Origin of the sequence: Acinetobacter sp., assembly GCF_041919735.1 — a bacterium.
In the GTDB taxonomy this organism is placed as follows: Bacteria; Pseudomonadota; Gammaproteobacteria; order Pseudomonadales; family Moraxellaceae; genus Acinetobacter.
Genome location: NZ_JAYRTF010000004.1, coordinates 156,778 through 175,217 on the forward strand (window position 1 = coordinate 156,778; position 18,440 = coordinate 175,217).

Annotated in this window: 17 protein-coding genes; 11 read left to right on the forward strand and 6 right to left on the reverse strand. The window is 46.3% G+C overall.

Going from position 1 to position 18,440, the window contains the following annotated elements; all coding sequences use genetic code 11:
- Positions 1 to 134 precede the first annotated feature (134 nt).
- Positions 135 to 1,040 carry a LysR substrate-binding domain-containing protein gene (locus ACE3T3_RS03935; protein WP_374664255.1) on the reverse strand — a complete coding sequence of 302 codons (906 nt, stop codon included), beginning with the start codon at positions 1,038 to 1,040 and terminating at the stop codon, positions 135 to 137.
- Positions 1,041 to 1,285: 245 nt separating this feature from the next.
- Here ACE3T3_RS03935 and ACE3T3_RS03940 point away from each other — a divergent pair, with 245 nt between their 5' ends.
- The gene (locus ACE3T3_RS03940; protein ID WP_374664257.1) at positions 1,286 to 2,200 is read left to right on the forward strand and encodes a LysR substrate-binding domain-containing protein; all 915 of its coding nucleotides are present in this window, start codon (positions 1,286 to 1,288) and stop codon (positions 2,198 to 2,200) included.
- Between the two features lie 238 nt (positions 2,201 to 2,438).
- Here the strand turns inward: ACE3T3_RS03940 and ACE3T3_RS03945 are convergent, their stop codons facing one another.
- Together ACE3T3_RS03945 and ACE3T3_RS03950 are read right to left on the reverse strand one after the other, a co-directional pair.
- Positions 2,439 to 3,359, reverse strand: coding sequence for an alpha/beta fold hydrolase (locus ACE3T3_RS03945; RefSeq protein WP_374664259.1), 921 nt, complete (start codon positions 3,357 to 3,359; stop codon positions 2,439 to 2,441).
- A 27-nt stretch (positions 3,360 to 3,386) separates the two neighbouring features.
- Complete coding sequence (locus ACE3T3_RS03950) at positions 3,387 to 3,932, reverse strand: PadR family transcriptional regulator (RefSeq protein ID WP_374664261.1); 546 nt, start codon at positions 3,930 to 3,932, stop codon at positions 3,387 to 3,389.
- A 170-nt stretch (positions 3,933 to 4,102) separates the two neighbouring features.
- Here ACE3T3_RS03950 and ACE3T3_RS03955 point away from each other — a divergent pair, with 170 nt between their 5' ends.
- The 3 genes from ACE3T3_RS03955 (at position 4,103) to ACE3T3_RS03965 (ending at position 7,828) form a co-directional block, all read left to right on the forward strand.
- Complete coding sequence (locus ACE3T3_RS03955) at positions 4,103 to 6,127, forward strand: FAD-dependent oxidoreductase (protein ID WP_374664263.1); 2,025 nt, start codon at positions 4,103 to 4,105, stop codon at positions 6,125 to 6,127.
- A 114-nt stretch (positions 6,128 to 6,241) separates the two neighbouring features.
- Positions 6,242 to 6,649, forward strand: coding sequence for a nuclear transport factor 2 family protein (locus ACE3T3_RS03960; protein ID WP_374664264.1), 408 nt, complete (start codon positions 6,242 to 6,244; stop codon positions 6,647 to 6,649).
- Between the two features lie 81 nt (positions 6,650 to 6,730).
- A complete protein-coding gene (locus ACE3T3_RS03965; RefSeq protein ID WP_374664266.1) occupies positions 6,731 to 7,828 on the forward strand; it encodes a YheT family hydrolase in 1,098 nt (365 codons plus the stop codon).
- Between the two features lie 93 nt (positions 7,829 to 7,921).
- Here ACE3T3_RS03965 and ACE3T3_RS03970 read toward each other — a convergent pair whose 3' ends face one another.
- On the reverse strand, positions 7,922 to 9,133 hold the full coding sequence (locus tag ACE3T3_RS03970) for an MFS transporter (protein WP_374664268.1): 1,212 nt from the start codon (positions 9,131 to 9,133) through the stop codon (positions 7,922 to 7,924).
- Between the two features lie 22 nt (positions 9,134 to 9,155).
- On the reverse strand, positions 9,156 to 9,959 hold the full coding sequence (dkgB, locus tag ACE3T3_RS03975) for a 2,5-didehydrogluconate reductase DkgB (RefSeq protein WP_374664270.1): 804 nt from the start codon (positions 9,957 to 9,959) through the stop codon (positions 9,156 to 9,158).
- A 116-nt stretch (positions 9,960 to 10,075) separates the two neighbouring features.
- On the opposite strand from dkgB, the gene ACE3T3_RS03980 reads away from it, so the two are divergent.
- Positions 10,076 to 10,966 carry a LysR substrate-binding domain-containing protein gene (locus ACE3T3_RS03980; protein ID WP_374664272.1) on the forward strand — a complete coding sequence of 297 codons (891 nt, stop codon included), beginning with the start codon at positions 10,076 to 10,078 and terminating at the stop codon, positions 10,964 to 10,966.
- 178 nt (positions 10,967 to 11,144) lie between these two features.
- Here the strand turns inward: ACE3T3_RS03980 and ACE3T3_RS03985 are convergent, their stop codons facing one another.
- Complete coding sequence (locus ACE3T3_RS03985) at positions 11,145 to 11,579, reverse strand: internalin (RefSeq protein ID WP_374664273.1); 435 nt, start codon at positions 11,577 to 11,579, stop codon at positions 11,145 to 11,147.
- A 226-nt stretch (positions 11,580 to 11,805) separates the two neighbouring features.
- Here ACE3T3_RS03985 and ACE3T3_RS03990 point away from each other — a divergent pair, with 226 nt between their 5' ends.
- The 6 genes from ACE3T3_RS03990 to rodA all read left to right on the forward strand — a co-directional run bounded on the left by ACE3T3_RS03990 (position 11,806) and on the right by rodA (position 18,008).
- Positions 11,806 to 13,446, forward strand: coding sequence for a CTP synthase (locus tag ACE3T3_RS03990; protein WP_374664275.1), 1,641 nt, complete (start codon positions 11,806 to 11,808; stop codon positions 13,444 to 13,446).
- 32 nt (positions 13,447 to 13,478) lie between these two features.
- Positions 13,479 to 14,336: a 3-deoxy-8-phosphooctulonate synthase gene (gene kdsA / locus ACE3T3_RS03995; protein ID WP_374664277.1), complete on the forward strand. Its 858-nt coding sequence runs from the start codon at positions 13,479 to 13,481 to the stop codon at positions 14,334 to 14,336.
- 62 nt (positions 14,337 to 14,398) lie between these two features.
- Positions 14,399 to 15,688, forward strand: a complete 1,290-nt coding sequence (eno, locus tag ACE3T3_RS04000) for a phosphopyruvate hydratase (protein WP_374664279.1) — start codon at positions 14,399 to 14,401, stop codon at positions 15,686 to 15,688.
- A 15-nt stretch (positions 15,689 to 15,703) separates the two neighbouring features.
- A complete protein-coding gene (locus tag ACE3T3_RS04005) occupies positions 15,704 to 16,090 on the forward strand; it encodes a septum formation initiator family protein (RefSeq protein WP_374664281.1) in 387 nt (128 codons plus the stop codon).
- Positions 16,056 to 16,781 carry a 2-C-methyl-D-erythritol 4-phosphate cytidylyltransferase gene (gene ispD / locus ACE3T3_RS04010; RefSeq protein ID WP_374664283.1) on the forward strand — a complete coding sequence of 242 codons (726 nt, stop codon included), beginning with the start codon at positions 16,056 to 16,058 and terminating at the stop codon, positions 16,779 to 16,781. Before ACE3T3_RS04005 ends, ispD begins: the two co-directional genes overlap by 35 nt.
- A gap of 90 nt (positions 16,782 to 16,871) precedes the next feature.
- On the forward strand, positions 16,872 to 18,008 hold the full coding sequence (gene rodA / locus ACE3T3_RS04015) for a rod shape-determining protein RodA (protein ID WP_374664285.1): 1,137 nt from the start codon (positions 16,872 to 16,874) through the stop codon (positions 18,006 to 18,008).
- Positions 18,009 to 18,440: the final 432 nt, after the last annotated feature.

Sequence of the window (18,440 nt, forward strand, 5' to 3'; positions counted from 1 at the left end):
TTTAAAACTTTCAGTAAGAATAAATTTCTATTTATTGAACAGCAGGGTTTTACGTATCATGGACTCAACAGATTCTGCTGTAGTTTCTGTATTCAGAGTTTCGGCCTATCCACCTTGGATAGGCTTTTTTTTGCTTAAATTTTAGCGCGGGTCAAATGCTCGACGAGGTAATCAATAAAGACCCGTACTGCAGGCAATAGCCCGCGTCGTGAAGGGTAGACTGCATGGAAAATGCCGTGCGGCGCTTTCCAATTCGGCAGGACGCGGACCAAAGCGCCTGAATCTAAGTGATCCTGCACAATGCTGTCCGGCAGCAATGCAATGCCGCAGTCCTGGCAGGCCAAATGCGCCAGCATGCTCAAGTCCGAGCCCATGACAACAGGGTTTACGCGGATTTTCTTCTGCCGCTGCTGATCATCATGCACCACAATGTGCTGATCCAGGTGTTCATCCGCCATGCTTAGAATATGATGCTGCGCCAAATCTTCCGGCTGTTTTAAATCGCCGTATTGGTTGAGGTAAGCTTGGGTGGCAAACAGATGCTGCTCGATCGTCTCGAATTTGCGGATCACCAGATTAGGGTCGTCATCCAAATTGTCTCGCACACGCAAGGCAAGATCAAAGCCTTCGTTAATGATGTCTACGCGGCGGTTGGTGACCATCATCTGCATTTTAATTTCGGGGTACATCTTTAAAAAATCCGGCAGGACTTTAGCAATTTCATTTTGAGCAATAGAGACCGGCAGGCTGATTTTAATCACGCCGCGCGGTTTGGTGCTGAGGTGGTCGACTAAATCATGCGCTGCTTGGGCTGCATTCATCATCACTTGCGCATGACGGTAAATATTCATGCCGATATCGGTGACTGCAAAATGCCTCGAACTGCGCTGGATCAAGCGCACGCCTAAACGCTCTTCTAAATTATAGACCCGTCTGCTCAGTTTTGATTTGGGGATGTCTGTGGCGCGTTCAGCAGCGCTGAAACCGCCGTGTTCGACTACTTGGGCAAAGCAATAAAAGTCATCCAAATCGCTGAGCATGATGAATATTCCATATTTGAGACAATATTGATGAATTAAAAACGATCGTTGCAGATTGTCAATTGGTATTTGTAAAATTTTGAACTGGCAAGTCTTGCCCTAAGTGCTCTTGCAAGACTAAAGTCTGCTTCGAAAACACAAATGTTATCCGTAGCATAGTGCGCAATTTCGGTGCCTCTATCTGCAGCAGAACAGCTGCGGGATACAGGCAGAGCAGTGCAAGCCCTAAACCATGAGGATGTATCATGGAATTGAGACATTTACGCTACTTTGTTGCGGTGGTAGAAGAGCAAAGCTTTACCAAAGCTGCAGAAAAATTATGTATTGCGCAGCCGCCGCTCAGCCGTCAGATTCAGAATTTGGAACAAGAGCTGGGCGCGCCTTTATTTGAGCGCGGCAGCCGTCCGCTGCGTACAACGCCCATAGGCCGTTTTTTTTATCAGCAAGCGCTGAAACTGCTGTCCAATGCCGAAGAGATTAAGCTGATTACCCAGCGCGCCGGAATGACCGAGCGGACGATTCATATCGGTTATAGCAGCTCGCTCATGTGCGGCCTATTGCCCCGCATTGTATATCTGTTTCGGCAGCAGCATCCGCATTTGAACATCAAGCTGCTTGAGCTGAATGGCTTGGAGCAAATTCAGGCTTTAAAAGAAGGCCGCGCCGATGCCTGTTTTGGCCGGGTGAGAATTTCAGATCAAGCGGTGAAACGGGTCATGCTGCGCGAAGAGAAATTAATGGTTGCAGTGCATTCCAGCCATGCGTTTGCCAAGAGCCCGCAGCCGATTTCTTTGGCGCAGCTGAATGACGAGCAGATTTTCACCTATCCTTCGCAATCCGGTTTAGGCTATGCTGCGCAAATCAAATCATTGTTTTTAGAATTCGGTTTGGAACCGAAGCGCTTTCAGGTGCTGGATGGCCTGCAGCAGTCTTTAGGCATGGTGGCGGCAGGTGAAGGCATTTGCATTGTGCCGGAATCGGTCAAAATGATGCAGTTCAGGCATGTGAATTATTTGGCTTTGGCGGACAGCGCCGCAGTCAGTCCAATTTATCTGATTGTGCGCAATGATGATGAAGGGCAATACACCCGGCCGCTGTTTGACTGCGTGTATCAAGTGTATGATTTGGAAGCGATTGAATATGACCGCCGGGTTTTTTAATGAGGTGTGCAATTGAAATTTGCTCAAACAATTCCGTCTGTCTGCAATTGGTAATATTTCAGCTGAGCAAAATTTTAGTTAAGCAAGATTTTAGTTGAACGAGATTTTAGTTAAGCAAAATAGGCCCAGCTTCAGCTGCCTGCCGGCAGCTGTTGCCTGAATTTTATTTTAATCTTGTGCATAACCGCCTTATTCATGCTGAACGTGCAAGATTGAAGCTGTCTTTTAGGGCAGTTTTTTATTCAATCACTGGTGCGCTTTGACGCAGAAAATTGCCAATCGCCTTGCCGAATTTCAACGGTTCACTGAGCAGCGGTGTATGGCCTGATTTTTTAAAGATCACCGCTTCCGCATTGTTTAAGCTGTTGGCAATGATTTTCTGCCCTGCGGATGGGTAAAGCTTAGACTGCTCCCCAATAAAGAATGTTGCCGGCGCATCTAGCGCGCAAATGGCGCTGCGGTAATTTTGCTGATGGTGCAGGTAATTATTGATATACCAAGCCAAATAATCCAAACGCTGAATTGGTAAAACATAGGGCTGCAGCATCGGGCGTTTTAATGCCTGCTTAATTAAAAACGGCGCAGTTTTGCTGCTGGCTTGCAGGTCGATAAAGTTAAGCCAGCTTTGCAGCAGCAGCTCACGGTCATTGCGGTTCAGCTGCTTGATCGAGTTTTTGCCGGTGTTGCGGCTCAGCACGTCTGAGATATTGGATAAAATTTGATTGAATTCAGGGTTGCGTGTGCCAAACAGGCCATAAGGCCAATCGGCATTAGAACGGATTTGGGGTGTTTGGTCGATGTGCAGATAGCTTTGAATCCGGTCTGAAAATTTGCCGTACTGCATGCCGTGCATGGCCGTGGTGGCGCCCATAGAATACGCAATCACGTTGAATTTGTCATAAGGCAGATGTTCCAGCAGGCTTTGAATGTCCTGCCAATGGCTGGAAATGGCATCCAGCTCTGGAATTTTACACTGCGCCGAACCGCCGAAGCCGCGCCAATCTGGAATAATAAACTGAAAGTTCTTGCGGAAGCGGTATAAAAAAGGATGCCATTGCCAGCTTTGCATGCCGAGTCCTGACAGCACCAGTACCGGTGCGCCTGCACCATATTCACGGACAAATAAATTTTCGCCATCGGACATGCGGTAATGCGGCATAGCTGTTCCTTATGTTTATTCTATGTATTAATGATTCTCATCAAAAGTTTTCAAGGCGGGAATCATTTTTTCCAGCCATTGAATCCAGCCGATTTCCATGTCGATGCCCAGCTGCAGGATCTGCTGATGAATAAACAGCGTGCGGTCTGCTGTATTGGCCTGAGCAAAGTCTTTGGCATAAATCGCCTGATACAGTTTTAGATTATCCTGATGCAGCTGTAAATGGCGTTCCAGTTCAGGCAGGACGGTATTTCCGCCAATTTGCGCTTCTGCGCGCAGGCGCACCATCAGTTCTTCACGCAGCTGCGCAGGCGGGCTGTGCCTGACCATCCAGCTGCTGAGCTCGGTGCGGCCCAGCAGTTCGACCTGATAGGTTTTTTTGCGGCTTTGCGCATCATCATCTTCAATCGGTGAAATCCAGCCTTTTTGCTGCATGGCGCTTAGTTCACGGTAAATCTGCTGATGTGTGGCATTCCAGAAAAAGCCCATAGAACGGTCAAAGCGCCGTGCAAGCTCAATGCCTGTACTGGGTTTTTCAATTAAGCTGGTCAGTAAGACATGGGCTAAAGACATAAAATGACGGCTTATATTTTTTAACAGCTTTTATTATGCAACATGTTGCATAAAAATCAAATCTCGAATATAAAAGTATGCAACAAGTTGCATGAATAATTGCTTCAAGCAGATTACATTGTGCAAACAGGATAAAAACAGCCAGCTGAACAGCACGCTAAGGAGAGAAAATGTCGAACTATCCAAATTTACTTGCGCCATTGGACTTGGGCTTTACTGTATTGAAAAACCGCGTATTGATGGGGTCTATGCATGTGGGCTTGGAAGAGGCGCCCGGCGGCTTTGAACGCATGGCGGCTTTTTATGCAGAGCGTGCAGAGGGCGGCGTAGGTTTAATTGTGACAGGCGGCATTTCTCCGAATGATGCGGGCTTAACTTTTGCAGGCGGCAATAAGCTGGATAGCCGTGCAGAAGCGGAAAAGCACAAAGTTGTGACTCAAGCTGTGCATGATGCCGGCGGTAAAATTGCTTTGCAGATTTTGCATACTGGCCGCTATTCGTACCAGCCGGACAATGTTGCGCCATCCGCGATTCAAGCGCCTATTAATCCAGTCAAACCGCATGCACTCACATCTGCAGAGGTCGAGCAAACCATTGCGGACTTTGTCAATTGCGCCAAGCTTGCACAATATGCCGGCTATGACGGAGTCGAAATTATGGGCTCAGAAGGCTATTTAATTAACGAGTTTATTGCAGCGCGCACCAACCACCGCGATGATGAATGGGGCGGCAGTTATGAAAACCGCATCCGCTTCCCGATTGAAATCGTCAAGCGCACCCGTGCAGAAGTTGGTGAAAATTTCATTATTATTTACCGTTTATCAATGCTGGATCTGGTCGATGGCGGTTCAACCTTTGATGAAGTGGTGCAGCTGGCCAAAGAAATTGAAAAAGCAGGCGCGACCATTATCAATACCGGTATTGGCTGGCATGAAGCGCGTATTCCGACCATTGCGACCAAAGTGCCGCGCGCAGCGTTCACGTGGGTAACTGAAAAACTCAAAGGCATGGTGAAAGTGCCGCTGATTACCTCAAACCGCATTAATACGCCAGAAATGGCTGAACATGTTTTGGCGTCCGGCCATGCTGATATGGTATCTATGGCGCGTCCGATGCTGGCAGATGCCTTTTTTGTGCAGAAGGCAGAGCAAGGCCGCAGTGATGAAATCAATACCTGCATTGGCTGCAACCAAGCTTGTCTGGATCATATCTTCTCTATGAAAATTGCGACATGCTTGGTTAACCCGCGCGCATGCCACGAAACAGAATTGCTGTTTAAAGAATCAGCTCAGGAAAAAAATATCGCTGTGATTGGCGCAGGGCCTGCGGGTTTAAGCTTTGCCACATATGCGGCTGACCGCGGCCACAATGTCACTGTGTTTGATGCAGCCAGCCAAATTGGCGGACAGTTCAATATTGCCAAAACCATTCCGGGCAAAGAAGAGTTTTATGAGACTTTGCGTTATTTTAAACGTAAAATTGAACTGCAGCCGCGCATTAAGCTGGTGCTGAATCATACAGCAACCTATGAAGAGTTGGCGCAATCCGACTTTGATGACATTGTGGTGGCGACTGGTGTGACACCGCGCCAGCTGCATATCGAAGGGATTGATCATCCCAAAGTGCTGAGCTATTTAGACGTGCTGAAAGAGCGCAAGCCTGTCGGCAAGCGTGTGGCGATTATTGGCGCAGGCGGCATCGGTTTTGATACGGCAGAGTATTTGAGCCATGAAGGGGAAAGCGGCAGCCTCAACCCTGAAAAATTCTATGATGAGTGGGGCATTGATACTTCTTATGCGTATGTCGGCGGCTTAAAGCAGCCGAGTGTCGAGCAGTCAGAACGCGAGATTTATTTACTGCAGCGCAAGTCTAAATCAGTGGGCGCCAGTTTAGGCAAAACCACCGGCTGGATTCACCGCACTGGCTTAAAGCACCGTGATGTAAAAATGATTGCGGGCGCAAGCTATGAAAAAATTGACGATCAAGGCTTGCATATCATTGTGAATGATCAGCCGGTCGTGCTGGAAGTTGATCATGTGATTATCTGCGCGGGTCAGGAAGAATATACTGCGATGTATGAACAGCTGAAATCAGATGGTAAAAATGTACATTTGATTGGCGGCGCCAAAGAAGCGGGCGAGCTGGATGCGAAGCGCGCCATCCGTCAGGGTGCAGAATTGGCGGCGGTTATTTAATGGAAGTCCCCCTTAGAAAAAGGGGGATTTAGGGGGATTGTCTCAAAACAAGAAGAATCCCTCCCAACCTCCCTTTATTGAAGGGAGGCTTATTAACAAAACAAGGACAGAAAAATGAGTATCGAAAAGACCAAATCAGCAATACAAAAATGGCATCAGATGCTGGAAACACGCGATATGAGCATCTTGAATGAACTGCTGGCGGAGGATGTGGTCTTCCGTTCGCCAGTGGCCTATAACCCATATCCAGGCAAGCAGGTGGTGACCTTTATTTTGACCAATGTGATCCAGGTTTTTGAAAACTTTAGCTATCACAGGGAGTTTTATAGTGAAGATGGACAAAGCGTGGTGCTGGAGTTTTCGGCCAATGTCGGCGAGAAAAAATTAAAAGGCATTGATATGATGCAATTTAATGAACAGGGCCAAATTGTGGATTTTGAGGTGATGATCCGTCCAAAGAGCGGTTTGGAAGCTTTGGCCGCGCAAATGGGGCAGCGCATGGCGGCATTTTTGCCAAAGTGAAGTAGGCTGCGGCAGATTGAGCAAATCAATGATGTGCCAAGCATGATGGATGATGCGTAATTCGATATCGGAGGTGAGTCTATGGGGCGTTGGTTGAATAGGTTGAGCCGCCGCGCTTTAGCGGCATTGGATTCAGCTGTTGGCGCAGAACAGCCCAAGCTGTATTTCAATCCGCAAGGCGAATTTAAAGCTATTTTTGAGCAGCTTCCTCAGCTTCACCGCAAATATAGGCCAACGCCTTGGCTGTCAAATACGCATGCGCATTTACTGTATTTTGATTTAATTAAAAAACGCCAGATTCATTTGCGCTATGAACAGACAGATCAGCTGACAATGCAGGATGGCGGCATTACCGGCGTCGCGTGGTATGGGCTGGATGCTGCGCCAGATTTTCCCACCATTGTCATTTTACATACCATTACCGGCACGCCCGAAAGCATGCGCGAGTTGGTGCGGGATCTGCATCAATATACAGGCTGGCGTATCGCGCTGTGCCTGCGCCGTGGCCATGCAGGCTTGCCGATGCCAGTGCCTAAAATGAATTTATTCGGTTCAACCGATGATTTGCGTGAACAGCTGGCATTTATTCAGCAGAAATTTCCAGCTTCAGATTTGTACTGCATGGGGTCTTCAGCCGGAACAGGTTTATTGGTGCGCTATTTGGGCGAGCAAGGGAAAGACACGCCTTTTAAAGCGGCTTTTGCCTTGTGTCCGGGCTATAACACCGAATCCGGCTTTAAAAATGTGCATCCGTTTTACAGCATGATGATGACCAAGAAGCTGTTCCAAAACTTTGTAGAGCCGTATCAGCAAACGTGGGAAAAAACCGCAACTCTGCCCAAAGTGCTGCAGTCGAAAACACTGTTTGATTTTGAGCAGGCCTATTTTGAAATGGCCGGTTTTGACGGTTACAGCAGCTATAATCAGGCGACCAATCCTATCTATGTTTTTGAGCAGGTTGAAATTCCGCTTTTGGTCTTGAATGCGGAAGATGATCCGATTTGCCATATCCGCAATTTTGAGCCTTATAAGGCTATTGTGCGGCAAATGCGCAGTGTGGCGGTGGTCACGACCAAAAAAGGCAGTCATTGCGGTTTTTATGAAGGCTTCAAAGAAACCCGCTCTTGGGCTTCACGTCTAGCCGCAGATTTCTTTTTGCTGGAAGCGGCTAAAACTTAAGGTGCAATGATGTATCTGTATTTCTATTGAATAAAAGCCCGCGATGACAGGCAATCACGGGCTTTTATGATTGAAAATATATTTTCAATCACATTAACAATGCAGTTCATCATCCTGCAAGTCTTGATCTTTTTTATTCACAGCTGAGCTGTTGTTCTGCGGCGCGAAAACTTTCATTTGCAGCATGACCAGCACTAAAGCCAGTGCGCTCAATACTGCGCCTGAATAGGAAACGGCTTGATAGTTCCAGCCGAGATTCAGCACTGCAGCGCCAGCTGCTGCACCTAGGGCGTTGCCTAAGTTGAATGCGCCGATATTCACCGATGAGGCCAGCCCGGGCGCTTCATGCGCCACGGACATCACCCGCATTTGCAGTGGCGGCACTACCGCAAAAGCAGCGGTGCCCCAAATCACTAGCGCAATTGCGGCGCCGGCAGCAGTTTGCGCCAAAATCGGAAATAACAGCATCATCACCATCAGCACGAGCAGAAAAGCAATGAGGGTTTTCTCTAAAGAGCGGTCTGCAAATTTTCCGCCCAAATGGTTGCCGATAGAAAAACCGATACCAATCAGCACCAGCATAAGGGTAATCATTTCCGGGCTAGCATGCAGAAAGGCTTTTAGGCTAGGCGTGATATAGGTATATAAAGCGAACATGGCGCCAGCGCTCATGACTGTGGTCAGCAGGGCAAGCACTACGGGCAGGCGGGTAAGCACTTTCAGCTCAGCTTTTACATCAGGTTTGGCTGCAGCGCTGCCTTGCGGCAAGGCTTTCCACAGCGCCAGCATGGTGATTATGCCTAAGATTGAAATTGCCATAAATGAAACACGCCAGCTAATGTGCTGACCGACATAGGTGGCTAAAGGCACTCCGCCTATATTGGCGATGGTCAGTCCCATAAACATCATCGCCACAGCTGAAGCCTGCTTGTCTTTCGGCACGACACTGGCTGCAACCACTGAGCCGATGCCGAAAAAAGCGCCGTGGTTTAGACTGGTGATCAGTCTGGAACCCAGCAGCCCTAAATAGCTCGGCGCCAGCGCGGCCAGCAGATTGCCGATGGTAAAGATCGCCATCAATAAGATGAGGGCTTTACGCTTAGGATAGCGTGAGAACCATAAGGTCATGAAAGGTGCGCCAAGCATGACGCCAGCCGCATAAGCGCTGATCAGCAGGCCGGCTTGTGCAATGGGTACCTCCAGATCTCGAGCAATTTCCGGCAGAAAGCCCATGGGTGAAAATTCTGTTGTGCCAATTGCAAATGCGCCAACGGCTAAGGCCAGCAGAGGAAAGTTAAGCTTCATTGCTGTGCTTTTCATTCTTAATTCAGTCCCATGCCGGCGCTAATGCTTCAGGATCCACTTCGCGGCCATTCCGCTCAAGGCTGGCAATGGTGCGCATTTCTTCATCATTCAGCTGAATGTCCTGCGCGCGCAGATTTGCCTTTAAATGCGCTATTTTTGTAGAAGACGGAATCACTGAATAGCCTTTTTGCAGCGCCCAAGCCAAGGCGATTTGCGCAGCCGATGCCTGATGCTGCTGTGCGATGCGGTTCAGCACAGGATCGTTCAGCACTTTGCCATACGCCAATGTCATATAAGAAGTCACATCAATCTGCTGCGTTTTTAAGAAAGCAGTCAGTTTTTCATTTTGCAAATAGGGGCTGATTTCAATCTGGTTGGTGGCAATATTCTCCGCGCCAATGCTGTCGATGGCTTGCTGCGTCAGCGCGATATTGAAGTTGGAAATGCCGATATGCTGTGTTAGGCCTTGTTTTTTAGCTTCCAGCAAGGTGTGCATCAATTCAGGAATATCGACACCCATTTTAGGCGCAGGCCAGTGAATCAGTGTGAGATTGACGGCTTCTGTGCGCAGTTTGCTTAAGCTTTCTTTTAAACTGGGAATCAATGTGTCTGGCGCATAATGCTCAACCCAGATTTTGGTGGTTAAAAAAAGATCTGCGCGGGCCACGCTGCTTTCAGCAATCGCTTGGCCGACTTCAGCTTCATTACCGTAAATCTGCGCCGTATCAACTGCGCGGTATCCAGCGCTGAGCGCATTTTTAACGGAATCGATAACGGCTTGCCCGCTTAAACGGAAAGTGCCAACGCCAAATTTAGGAACGGTCATGATGAATACTCAAGGGCTATTTATTGAATATCTGTATTTTGCAGTTTTAATCATTGCTAAAAAATGCGGTAATTTGCAAAATATTATTGATTAAATATCAGGAATAAAAATTCCGCATGAAATCGACTATTGAAGAATTGCAGGCATTTACAGCAATTGTAGACAGCGGTTCAATTGTCATGGCTGCAGACCGTCTGGGGCAAACAGCATCGGGCATAAGCCGTGCGCTGCAGCGGTTAGAGTCTAAATTGAATGTAACGCTGCTGGAAAGAACAACGCGGAAAATCAAGCTGACGCAGGAAGGGCAGCTGTTTTTAGCCAAAACCAGACGGATATTGAACGATTTGGCAGAGGCGGAAGATTCTCTGCAAAAAGCGGATGAAGACATTTCAGGCTTAATACGGGTCGATTCCGCTACACCGTTTGTACTGCATGTGATTGTGCCGTTAATGCATGAATTCATGCAGAAATATCCAAACATTGAAATTGAGCTGAATAATCATGATCAGGTTATTGATCTGCTTGAGCATCAAACTGATGTGGCCATCCGTTTTGGCGAGCTGAATGATTCTACGCTGCATGCGAAGCTTTTATGCAGAAGCCGTTTGTATATTGCCGCCAGCCCTGCGTATTTAGCGGAAAAAGGGCATCCGGTACATCCGGAGGAATTGCTCCAGCATGATTTAATTGGATTCAGTCAGGTATTGCATCTGAATACATGGCCGGTCAATGTGAATAATAAACCGTTCACGGCACGGCCGAAAATTAAGGCATCAAATGGCGAGACTGTGAGGCAGCTGGCTTTAGACGGCAATGGCATTACTTGTTTGTCGCGTTTTCTGGTGCAGGATGATTTGCAGGCGGGTCGATTAACCGCTTTATTTGAAGATCAAATCGAACTGCATTATCAAAAAATTCATGCAGTGTATTATTTGCAGGAGCATTTGCCGAAGCGTGTACGTTTGTTTATTGAATTTTTGGCGGAAAAGCTAAAACCTTATTTATAGGCATTATAGGCATGCCGGGAATTGGCATCTTTTGCGAGGGCATCCAGCTGGCAGGCAGGAGTATTGATGTTTGGGGCAAATAGTTTGATTGACTGCGTGATTGATCAAACAATAAATAATGTGAAAAGAAAAAGCCCAGTACGATGACTGGGCTTTTTCTTTTATTGCTGCGGGCGGATCAGTTATTCAATGCAGGTGTTGCTGCTGCAATGGCTGCCGCAACAGCATCATCTTCAGTTTGAGAGCTGCTGCTGTTTTGCTTAGGCGCAGCTTGAGCAGGCTTGTCTGCAGCTTTAGGCGCTTCTGCTTTCGGTGCAGCAGGGCGCTGAACTTCTTCAGCAGCAGGCTGGCTGTTGTTCACTTCACGGCGGATTTCAGTGGTGGTGTTCGGAGTTTCTTCACGAATCACTTCTTGATGCGCAGGCGTTGGTTCAATTGGCTGATTGTCAGCAGATTCTAAACTTTCAAATTGTGCCTGTTCTGCTGGCTGCGCTTCAGAAGCGGCAGTTTCAACCTGCTCTTGCTCTTCTTGCTTCGGTTCTTCTTTTTTAACACAGGCAGTAATCAGTAATGCAGTCGCGATTGCACCGCAAATTAAAAGTTTTTTATTCATAGTTGCACAAAATTAAGCGTTAAACGGATATCCATATTATAACCATAAAATGGATTATGAAAATCATCGAAATTTTAGCTAATTTTATATCGGAAATGCTGATAGAATAGCCAATTGTTTATTGTTCTATGAATTGATGCGGAATGACTTTGCTTTATTGGTGCAAGGTAAAGTAAAATTGCGCAACATTGCAGGCCTAATTAGGCTCGATTGTACGAGAAACCCAATGACCCATTTTATTTTCGTGACTGGTGGTGTAGTTTCATCACTAGGTAAAGGTATTTCAGCCGCTTCAGTTGCTGCGCTTTTAGAAGCCCGTGGTTTAAAAGTGACCATGGTCAAAATGGATCCATACATTAATGTCGATCCAGGGACTATGAGCCCATTCCAGCATGGTGAAGTTTTTGTCACAGAGGATGGTGCCGAAACTGACTTAGACTTGGGTTATTACGAACGTTTCTTGCGTCGTGCGAAAATGACAAAGTTAAACAACTTTACGTCAGGCCGCGTGTACCAAGACGTTTTAAATAAAGAACGCCGCGGTGATTATCTAGGCGGCACTGTTCAAGTGATTCCGCACATTACCGACAATATTAAAGAACGTGTGCTTCGCGCAGGCGAAGGCTATGACGTTGCGATTGTTGAAATCGGCGGCACAGTAGGCGACATCGAATCTCTCCCATTCATGGAGTCTGTACGTCAGTTGATGGTTGAGCTTGGCCACAAGCGCACTATGCTGATGCATTTAACGCTTCTTCCTTACATTAAATCTGCTGCAGAGCTGAAAACAAAACCGACACAGCATTCTGTAAAAGAACTGCTGTCTATCGGCATTCAGCCAGACATCTTGATCTGCCGTACAGAGCATGATGTTGATGCAGACACAACCCGCAAAATTGCGCTGTTCACGAACGTTGAAGCGCGCGCAGTTGTGGTATGCAAGGATGCACGTTCGATTTACCAAATTCCACGCACTTTCTACGAGCAAAATGTTGACGATTTAATCTGTGAACGTTTTGGCTATGACAATCTTCCAGAAGCAGATTTAACTGACTGGGATAATGTTGTAGAAGCGCTGCTGAACCCTGAATACACAGTACGTGTTGCCATGGTCGGTAAATATGTTGAACTTCCAGATGCATATAAATCAGTCAATGAAGCGCTTTTGCATGCCGGCATTAAAAACCGCGTAAAAGTTCAGATTGATTATGTCAATGCTGAAGAACTTGAAAGCCAAGATGTAAACGAAGTATTGAAAGATGCTGATGCGATCTTGGTTCCTGGCGGTTTTGGCGAGCGCGGCACAGAAGGCAAAATGAAAGCCATCCGTTTCGCGCGCGAAAACGGCGTGCCTTTCCTTGGTATCTGCCTCGGCATGCAGCTGGCTGTGATTGAATATGCACGCAATGTAGCGGGCATCAGCGATGCAACTTCGACTGAATTTAACCGTTCTACGAAGTCTCCGCTGATTGGTTTGATTACTGAATGGCTGGATGAGCGCGGTGAAGTGCAGCAGCGCAATGCTGAATCTGACCTTGGCGGCACAATGCGTTTAGGCGCTCAGAAATCTGAATTGGTTGCGGGCACTAAAACAGCCGAAGTCTATAGTTCAACTGACATCATTGAACGTCACCGTCACCGTTACGAAATGAACAACCGCTATATTCCAGTGCTTGAAGAAAAAGGCATGAAAATCTCAGGTTATTCACCTGTTCAACGTCTAGTTGAAACTATTGAAATTCCTGAACATCCTTGGTTTATTGCTGTACAATTCCATCCGGAATTTACAAGTTCACCACGTGATGGACATCCATTATTTGCTAGCTTTATTGATGCTGCGAAAAAGCAGTACAAAAAAACCAAGTGATTCTGGATCAGGAATAAAACTAGGAAGTTTAAATGTCACAATTAAAACCGCAAGAAATTGTACGTTTAGGCGATATGCAAATGGCAAATCATTTGCCATTTGTACTATTCGGCGGCATGAACGTACTCGAATCTAAAGATTTAGCTTTTGAAATTGCTGAAACATATGTAGATATCTGCAAACGTCTAGATATTCCGTATGTGTTTAAAGCAAGTTTTGATAAAGCCAACCGTTCAAGCTTAAACTCTTTTCGTGGCCCCGGCCTGGAAAAAGGGATCGAGTGGCTTGCTGACATTAAAAAACACTTTAATGTGCCGATCATTACTGACGTGCATGAGCCGTATCAGGCTGCGCCTGTGGCGGAAGTTGCTGACATTATTCAGCTTCCTGCATTTTTAAGCCGTCAGACCGACCTTGTTGAAGCGATGGCGAAAACTCAAGCCATCATCAATATCAAAAAAGCGCAATTCCTCGCGCCGCATGAAATGCGCCACATTCTGCATAAGTGTCTGGAAGCTGGGAATGACAAACTGATTCTTTGTGAGCGCGGTTCAGCATTTGGCTATAACAACTTGGTTGTAGACATGCTGGGCTTTGACACCATGAAGGAAATGAATGTTCCTGTGTTCTTTGATGTGACGCATGCATTGCAAACACCGGGCGGCCGTTCAGATTCTGCTGGCGGACGCCGCGCGCAAATTACCACTTTGGCGCGCGCAGGCATGGCGACAGGTTTGGCAGGCTTGTTCCTAGAAGCGCATCCAGATCCGGAAAAGGCCAAATGTGACGGTCCTTGCGCACTGCGCATGTCACAGCTTGAACCTTTCTTGGCGCAGTTAAAAGAGTTGGATACCTTGGTCAAAGGTTTCAGCAAGTTAGATACCCATTAATTCGAAACACTTGATAGGTCATTTTTGACCTATCTTATTATTAATCAACTGAGGAACTGTTCATGAGTCAAATCGTTGACATTCGTGCACGTGAAATTTTGGACTCTCGTGGTAACCCAACCATCGAAGCAGACGTTATCTTAGCATCTGGCGTAGTTGGCCGTGCATGTGCACCATCTGGTGCTTCAACTGGTTCTCGTGAAGCTTTAGAACTTCGTGATGGCGATAAAGCGCGTTACTTGGGTAAAGGCGTTAAAACTGCTGTAAACAACGTAAACACACTTATTCGTGAAGCGCTGATCGGCAAATCAGTATTCGAGCAAAAAGACATTGATAACACAATGATCGCGCTTGACGGTACTGAAAACAAAGAAAAATTAGGCGCTAACGCGACTCTTGCAGTTTCTCTTGCTGCTGCGCGCGCTGCTGCTGATGAAAAGAAAATTCCACTTTTCCAATACATCGCAGATCTTCGCAACAACAGCATTTTGACTATGCCTGTTCCAATGATGAACATCTTGAACGGCGGCGCTCACGCAGACAACACTGTTGATATTCAAGAATTCATGATCGAGCCAGTCGGCTTCACTTCATTCGCTGAAGCGCTTCGTGCAGGTGCGGAAATCTTCCATTCTTTAAAATCAGTTTTGAAGAAACAAGGTTTAAACACTGCTGTTGGCGATGAAGGCGGTTTTGCGCCAAACCTTCGCTCAAACGAAGAAGCAATCACTGTGATTCTTTCTGCAATTGAGCAAACAGGCTACAAAGCAGGTTCTGACATCATGCTGGCTCTTGACTGCGCATCTTCAGAATTCTACAAAGATGGTCAATACATCCTTGCTGGTGAAGGCAACAAAGCATTCACAAGCAACCAGTTTGCTGACTATCTTGCAGGCCTTGCAAACCAATACCCAATCATCTCGATTGAAGATGGTTTGGACGAGTCGGATTGGGAAGGCTGGTCTTACCTGACTTCTATCCTTGGCGACAAAATCCAATTGGTTGGTGATGACTTGTTCGTTACAAATCCTAAGATTCTTCAACGCGGTATTGATGAGAAAGTGGGCAACTCGATTCTGATCAAATACAACCAAATCGGTACATTGACTGAAACTTTAGATGCAATCTATCTTGCGAAAGCAAATGGCTATACGACTGTGATTTCACACCGTTCTGGCGAAACTGAAGATTCTACTATTGCAGATCTAGCAGTGGGTACGGCAGCGGGCCAAATCAAAACGGGTTCACTGTGCCGTTCTGATCGTGTTGCAAAATATAACCAATTGCTTCGCATTGAAGAATTGACTAAAGCTGCATATCGCGGTAAAGCTGAGTTCAAAGGTTTGAACTAAGCGTACATGCTATCTATGTTAAATGTATTTGACTCCAAAGTGAGTAAAGCATTGTTGGGCCTTGCGATCTTATTGATCGCAGGGTTTCAATATTTATACTGGTTTGGTGAAGGTGGCCATAAAGACCATCAAAAACTGCAGCAAAAAGTGCAGCAGCAAATTGAGCTGAATGAAGAATTAAAAGAACGCAACCGCGTCTTAGCCGCGGAAGTTTATGATTTAAAAAATGGTGTAGAAGCCATTGAAGAACATGCACGTTTAGATTTAGGCCTGATTAAGCCTCATGAAACATTCGTGCAGATGAGCACTGTAAATACACAATATAAGCCGATTTACGTCAATCCTAATCAAGCAGATTTACGCACCAATGAAGAACCAGCTGAACTGCCCCCAGAACCTTAAATTGTGGGCAGTGATCCCTGCAGCGGGTTCAGGCAGCCGATTTTCAAAGTCCGAACTTAAACAGTATCAAGTCATTCAGAATAAGACGGTCTTAGAACATACTGTTTTAAGGCTGAATTCTTTGCCTTTGTCCGGCTATGTGCTGGCAATCGGCGAGCAGGATAATTTTGCCAAAACCATCGCATTTGAAGCTTTGGAAAAAGCGCATTTTTGCTTAGGCGGTTCAGAGCGGGTGAATTCTGTACTGAATGCGCTGAATTATTTATCCCAAATTGCTTCGGAAGAGGATTGGGTGCTGGTGCATGATGCTGCGCGTCCATGCGTCACGCAGGACTCTTTGATTCAGCTGGTGAATGCCGCGGCTGCGTCTGGTCAAAGCGCTATTTTGGCCATTCCTGTGCGTGATACGCTGAAATCTGTTGAGACGGGTGCAGAAATCTCGAAAACGGTCGACCGTTCTAAGCTCTGGCAGGCGCAAACGCCGCAAATGGCGAAACTTGGCGTACTGAAACATGCGATTGAGCAGGCTTTGCTGGCGCAAGTCAGCATTACCGATGAAGCGAGCGCTTTAGAGCATCTGTCTGAACCTGTGCAAGTCGTGCCGGGCCGTTCGGATAATATTAAAATCACTTATCCTGATGATTTAGAGCTGGCCAAATTGATTTTGGCGTCTCAGCAGTCCGCAATTTAAGTAAATATAGAATATTTTAAGCGGCAATGATTTATTCCTTGCCGCTTTAACTTATAATTTCCCCACTTTGTTTTTAAGTATGCGCAGCAAATGATTCCTTCACAGCAGTATCGCTTTTTACGTCAGTCCGCCCGTGATGGCCTGAGCATAAAACACGATGCATCACGCTGGACCAAATTGCATTTAGATCCTTGGCTGCTTTGTTTTCTGATCATCAATGCCATGCTAGGCTTGATGGTGGTTTACAGTGCGACCGCAGGTGATTCCGGTATGGTGATGCGCCAGGCAACGAGCTTTGGCGTGGGTTTCATTATTATGTTCCTGTGCGCGCAGGTGCCGCCAAAAGTTTATCAGGCAGTGAGTCCATATTTTTATATTTTCGGCTTGTTCATGCTGCTGCTGGTTTTGGCGGTAGGTGAAACGCGCTTGGGCGCGAAACGCTGGATTACCTTGCCGGGCATAGGCAGCATGCAGCCCAGTGAGGTGATGAAATTTGCGATGCCGCTGATGATGGCATGGTATTTTTCAAACCGCGCTTTTCCGCCTAAGCTGATCCATATTATTGTGGCGCTGGTCATTATGATGGTGCCTTTTCTTTTGGTGGCTTTGCAGCCCGATTTAAACATCGGCTTAATCATTCCGGGTATTTTTGTGCTGTTTTTAAGTGGCATGTCATGGCGTTTGATTGCAGGTGCGCTGGGTGTGCTGGCTGTTGCTGCGCCATTGCTGTGGATGTTCTTTTTGCAGGAATATCAAAAGAAGCGGATTCTGACGCTGTTTGATCCAGAGTCGGACGCTTTGGGTGCAGGCTGGAACATTATTCAGTCGAAGATTGCTATCGGTTCTGGCGGCATGACAGGCAAAGGTTTTACCGAAGGCACGCAGTCGCATTTGGGTTATTTGCCGGAACATCATACTGACTTTATTATGTCGACCTATGCTGAAGAATTCGGTTTTATTGGCGTATTTTTGCTGTTCAGCCTTTTTGCGGCTATTATCATCCGCTGCTTAATGATCGGCATGAACAGTTTTCATAATTTTGGACGCTTATATGCAGGCGCGACAGGTTTAACTTTCTTCTTCTTTGTGTTTTTAAACTCCGGCATGGTCAGCGGTATTTTGCCAGTTACAGGCGATCCGCTGCCGCTGATGAGTTATGGCGGTACAGCTGTTATTTCCATGCTGGCTGGTATGGGGATTGTGATGTCGATTCATACGCATCGTTAAATAGAATAGATAACAAAAAACCGGATTCATATCCGGTTTTTTTATAGACTGTTAAAAGCAAGAATAAAAAAACGTGTTTGCGTGGTTTGAGCGGATAGTGCAGGCACTTGCAAAATGAATAACTACTGGGATATATGTTTTATCAAGGAATTTTTTATGCTTTAAGCTTAACTTAAACTACATAAAAGCATAGATCATTTTTGAAATATTAAGTGTGAAATGTGAAAAATCAATAGAAAAGCCCAATTTGTGATCACTGGGCTTTTTGCTATAAGCTAAGAATATGATTTAGAAAAGAAATCAAAAGTTGTTATTCACCAATTAAAATGTCTATGCGATAAACCATTTAAAATGTCCTGTTTTTAACCACAAGAGTCAAGCACAGGATTTAAGTTTCTTTGTTCAACAACAGCTTTCTGAGCTTTACGACTT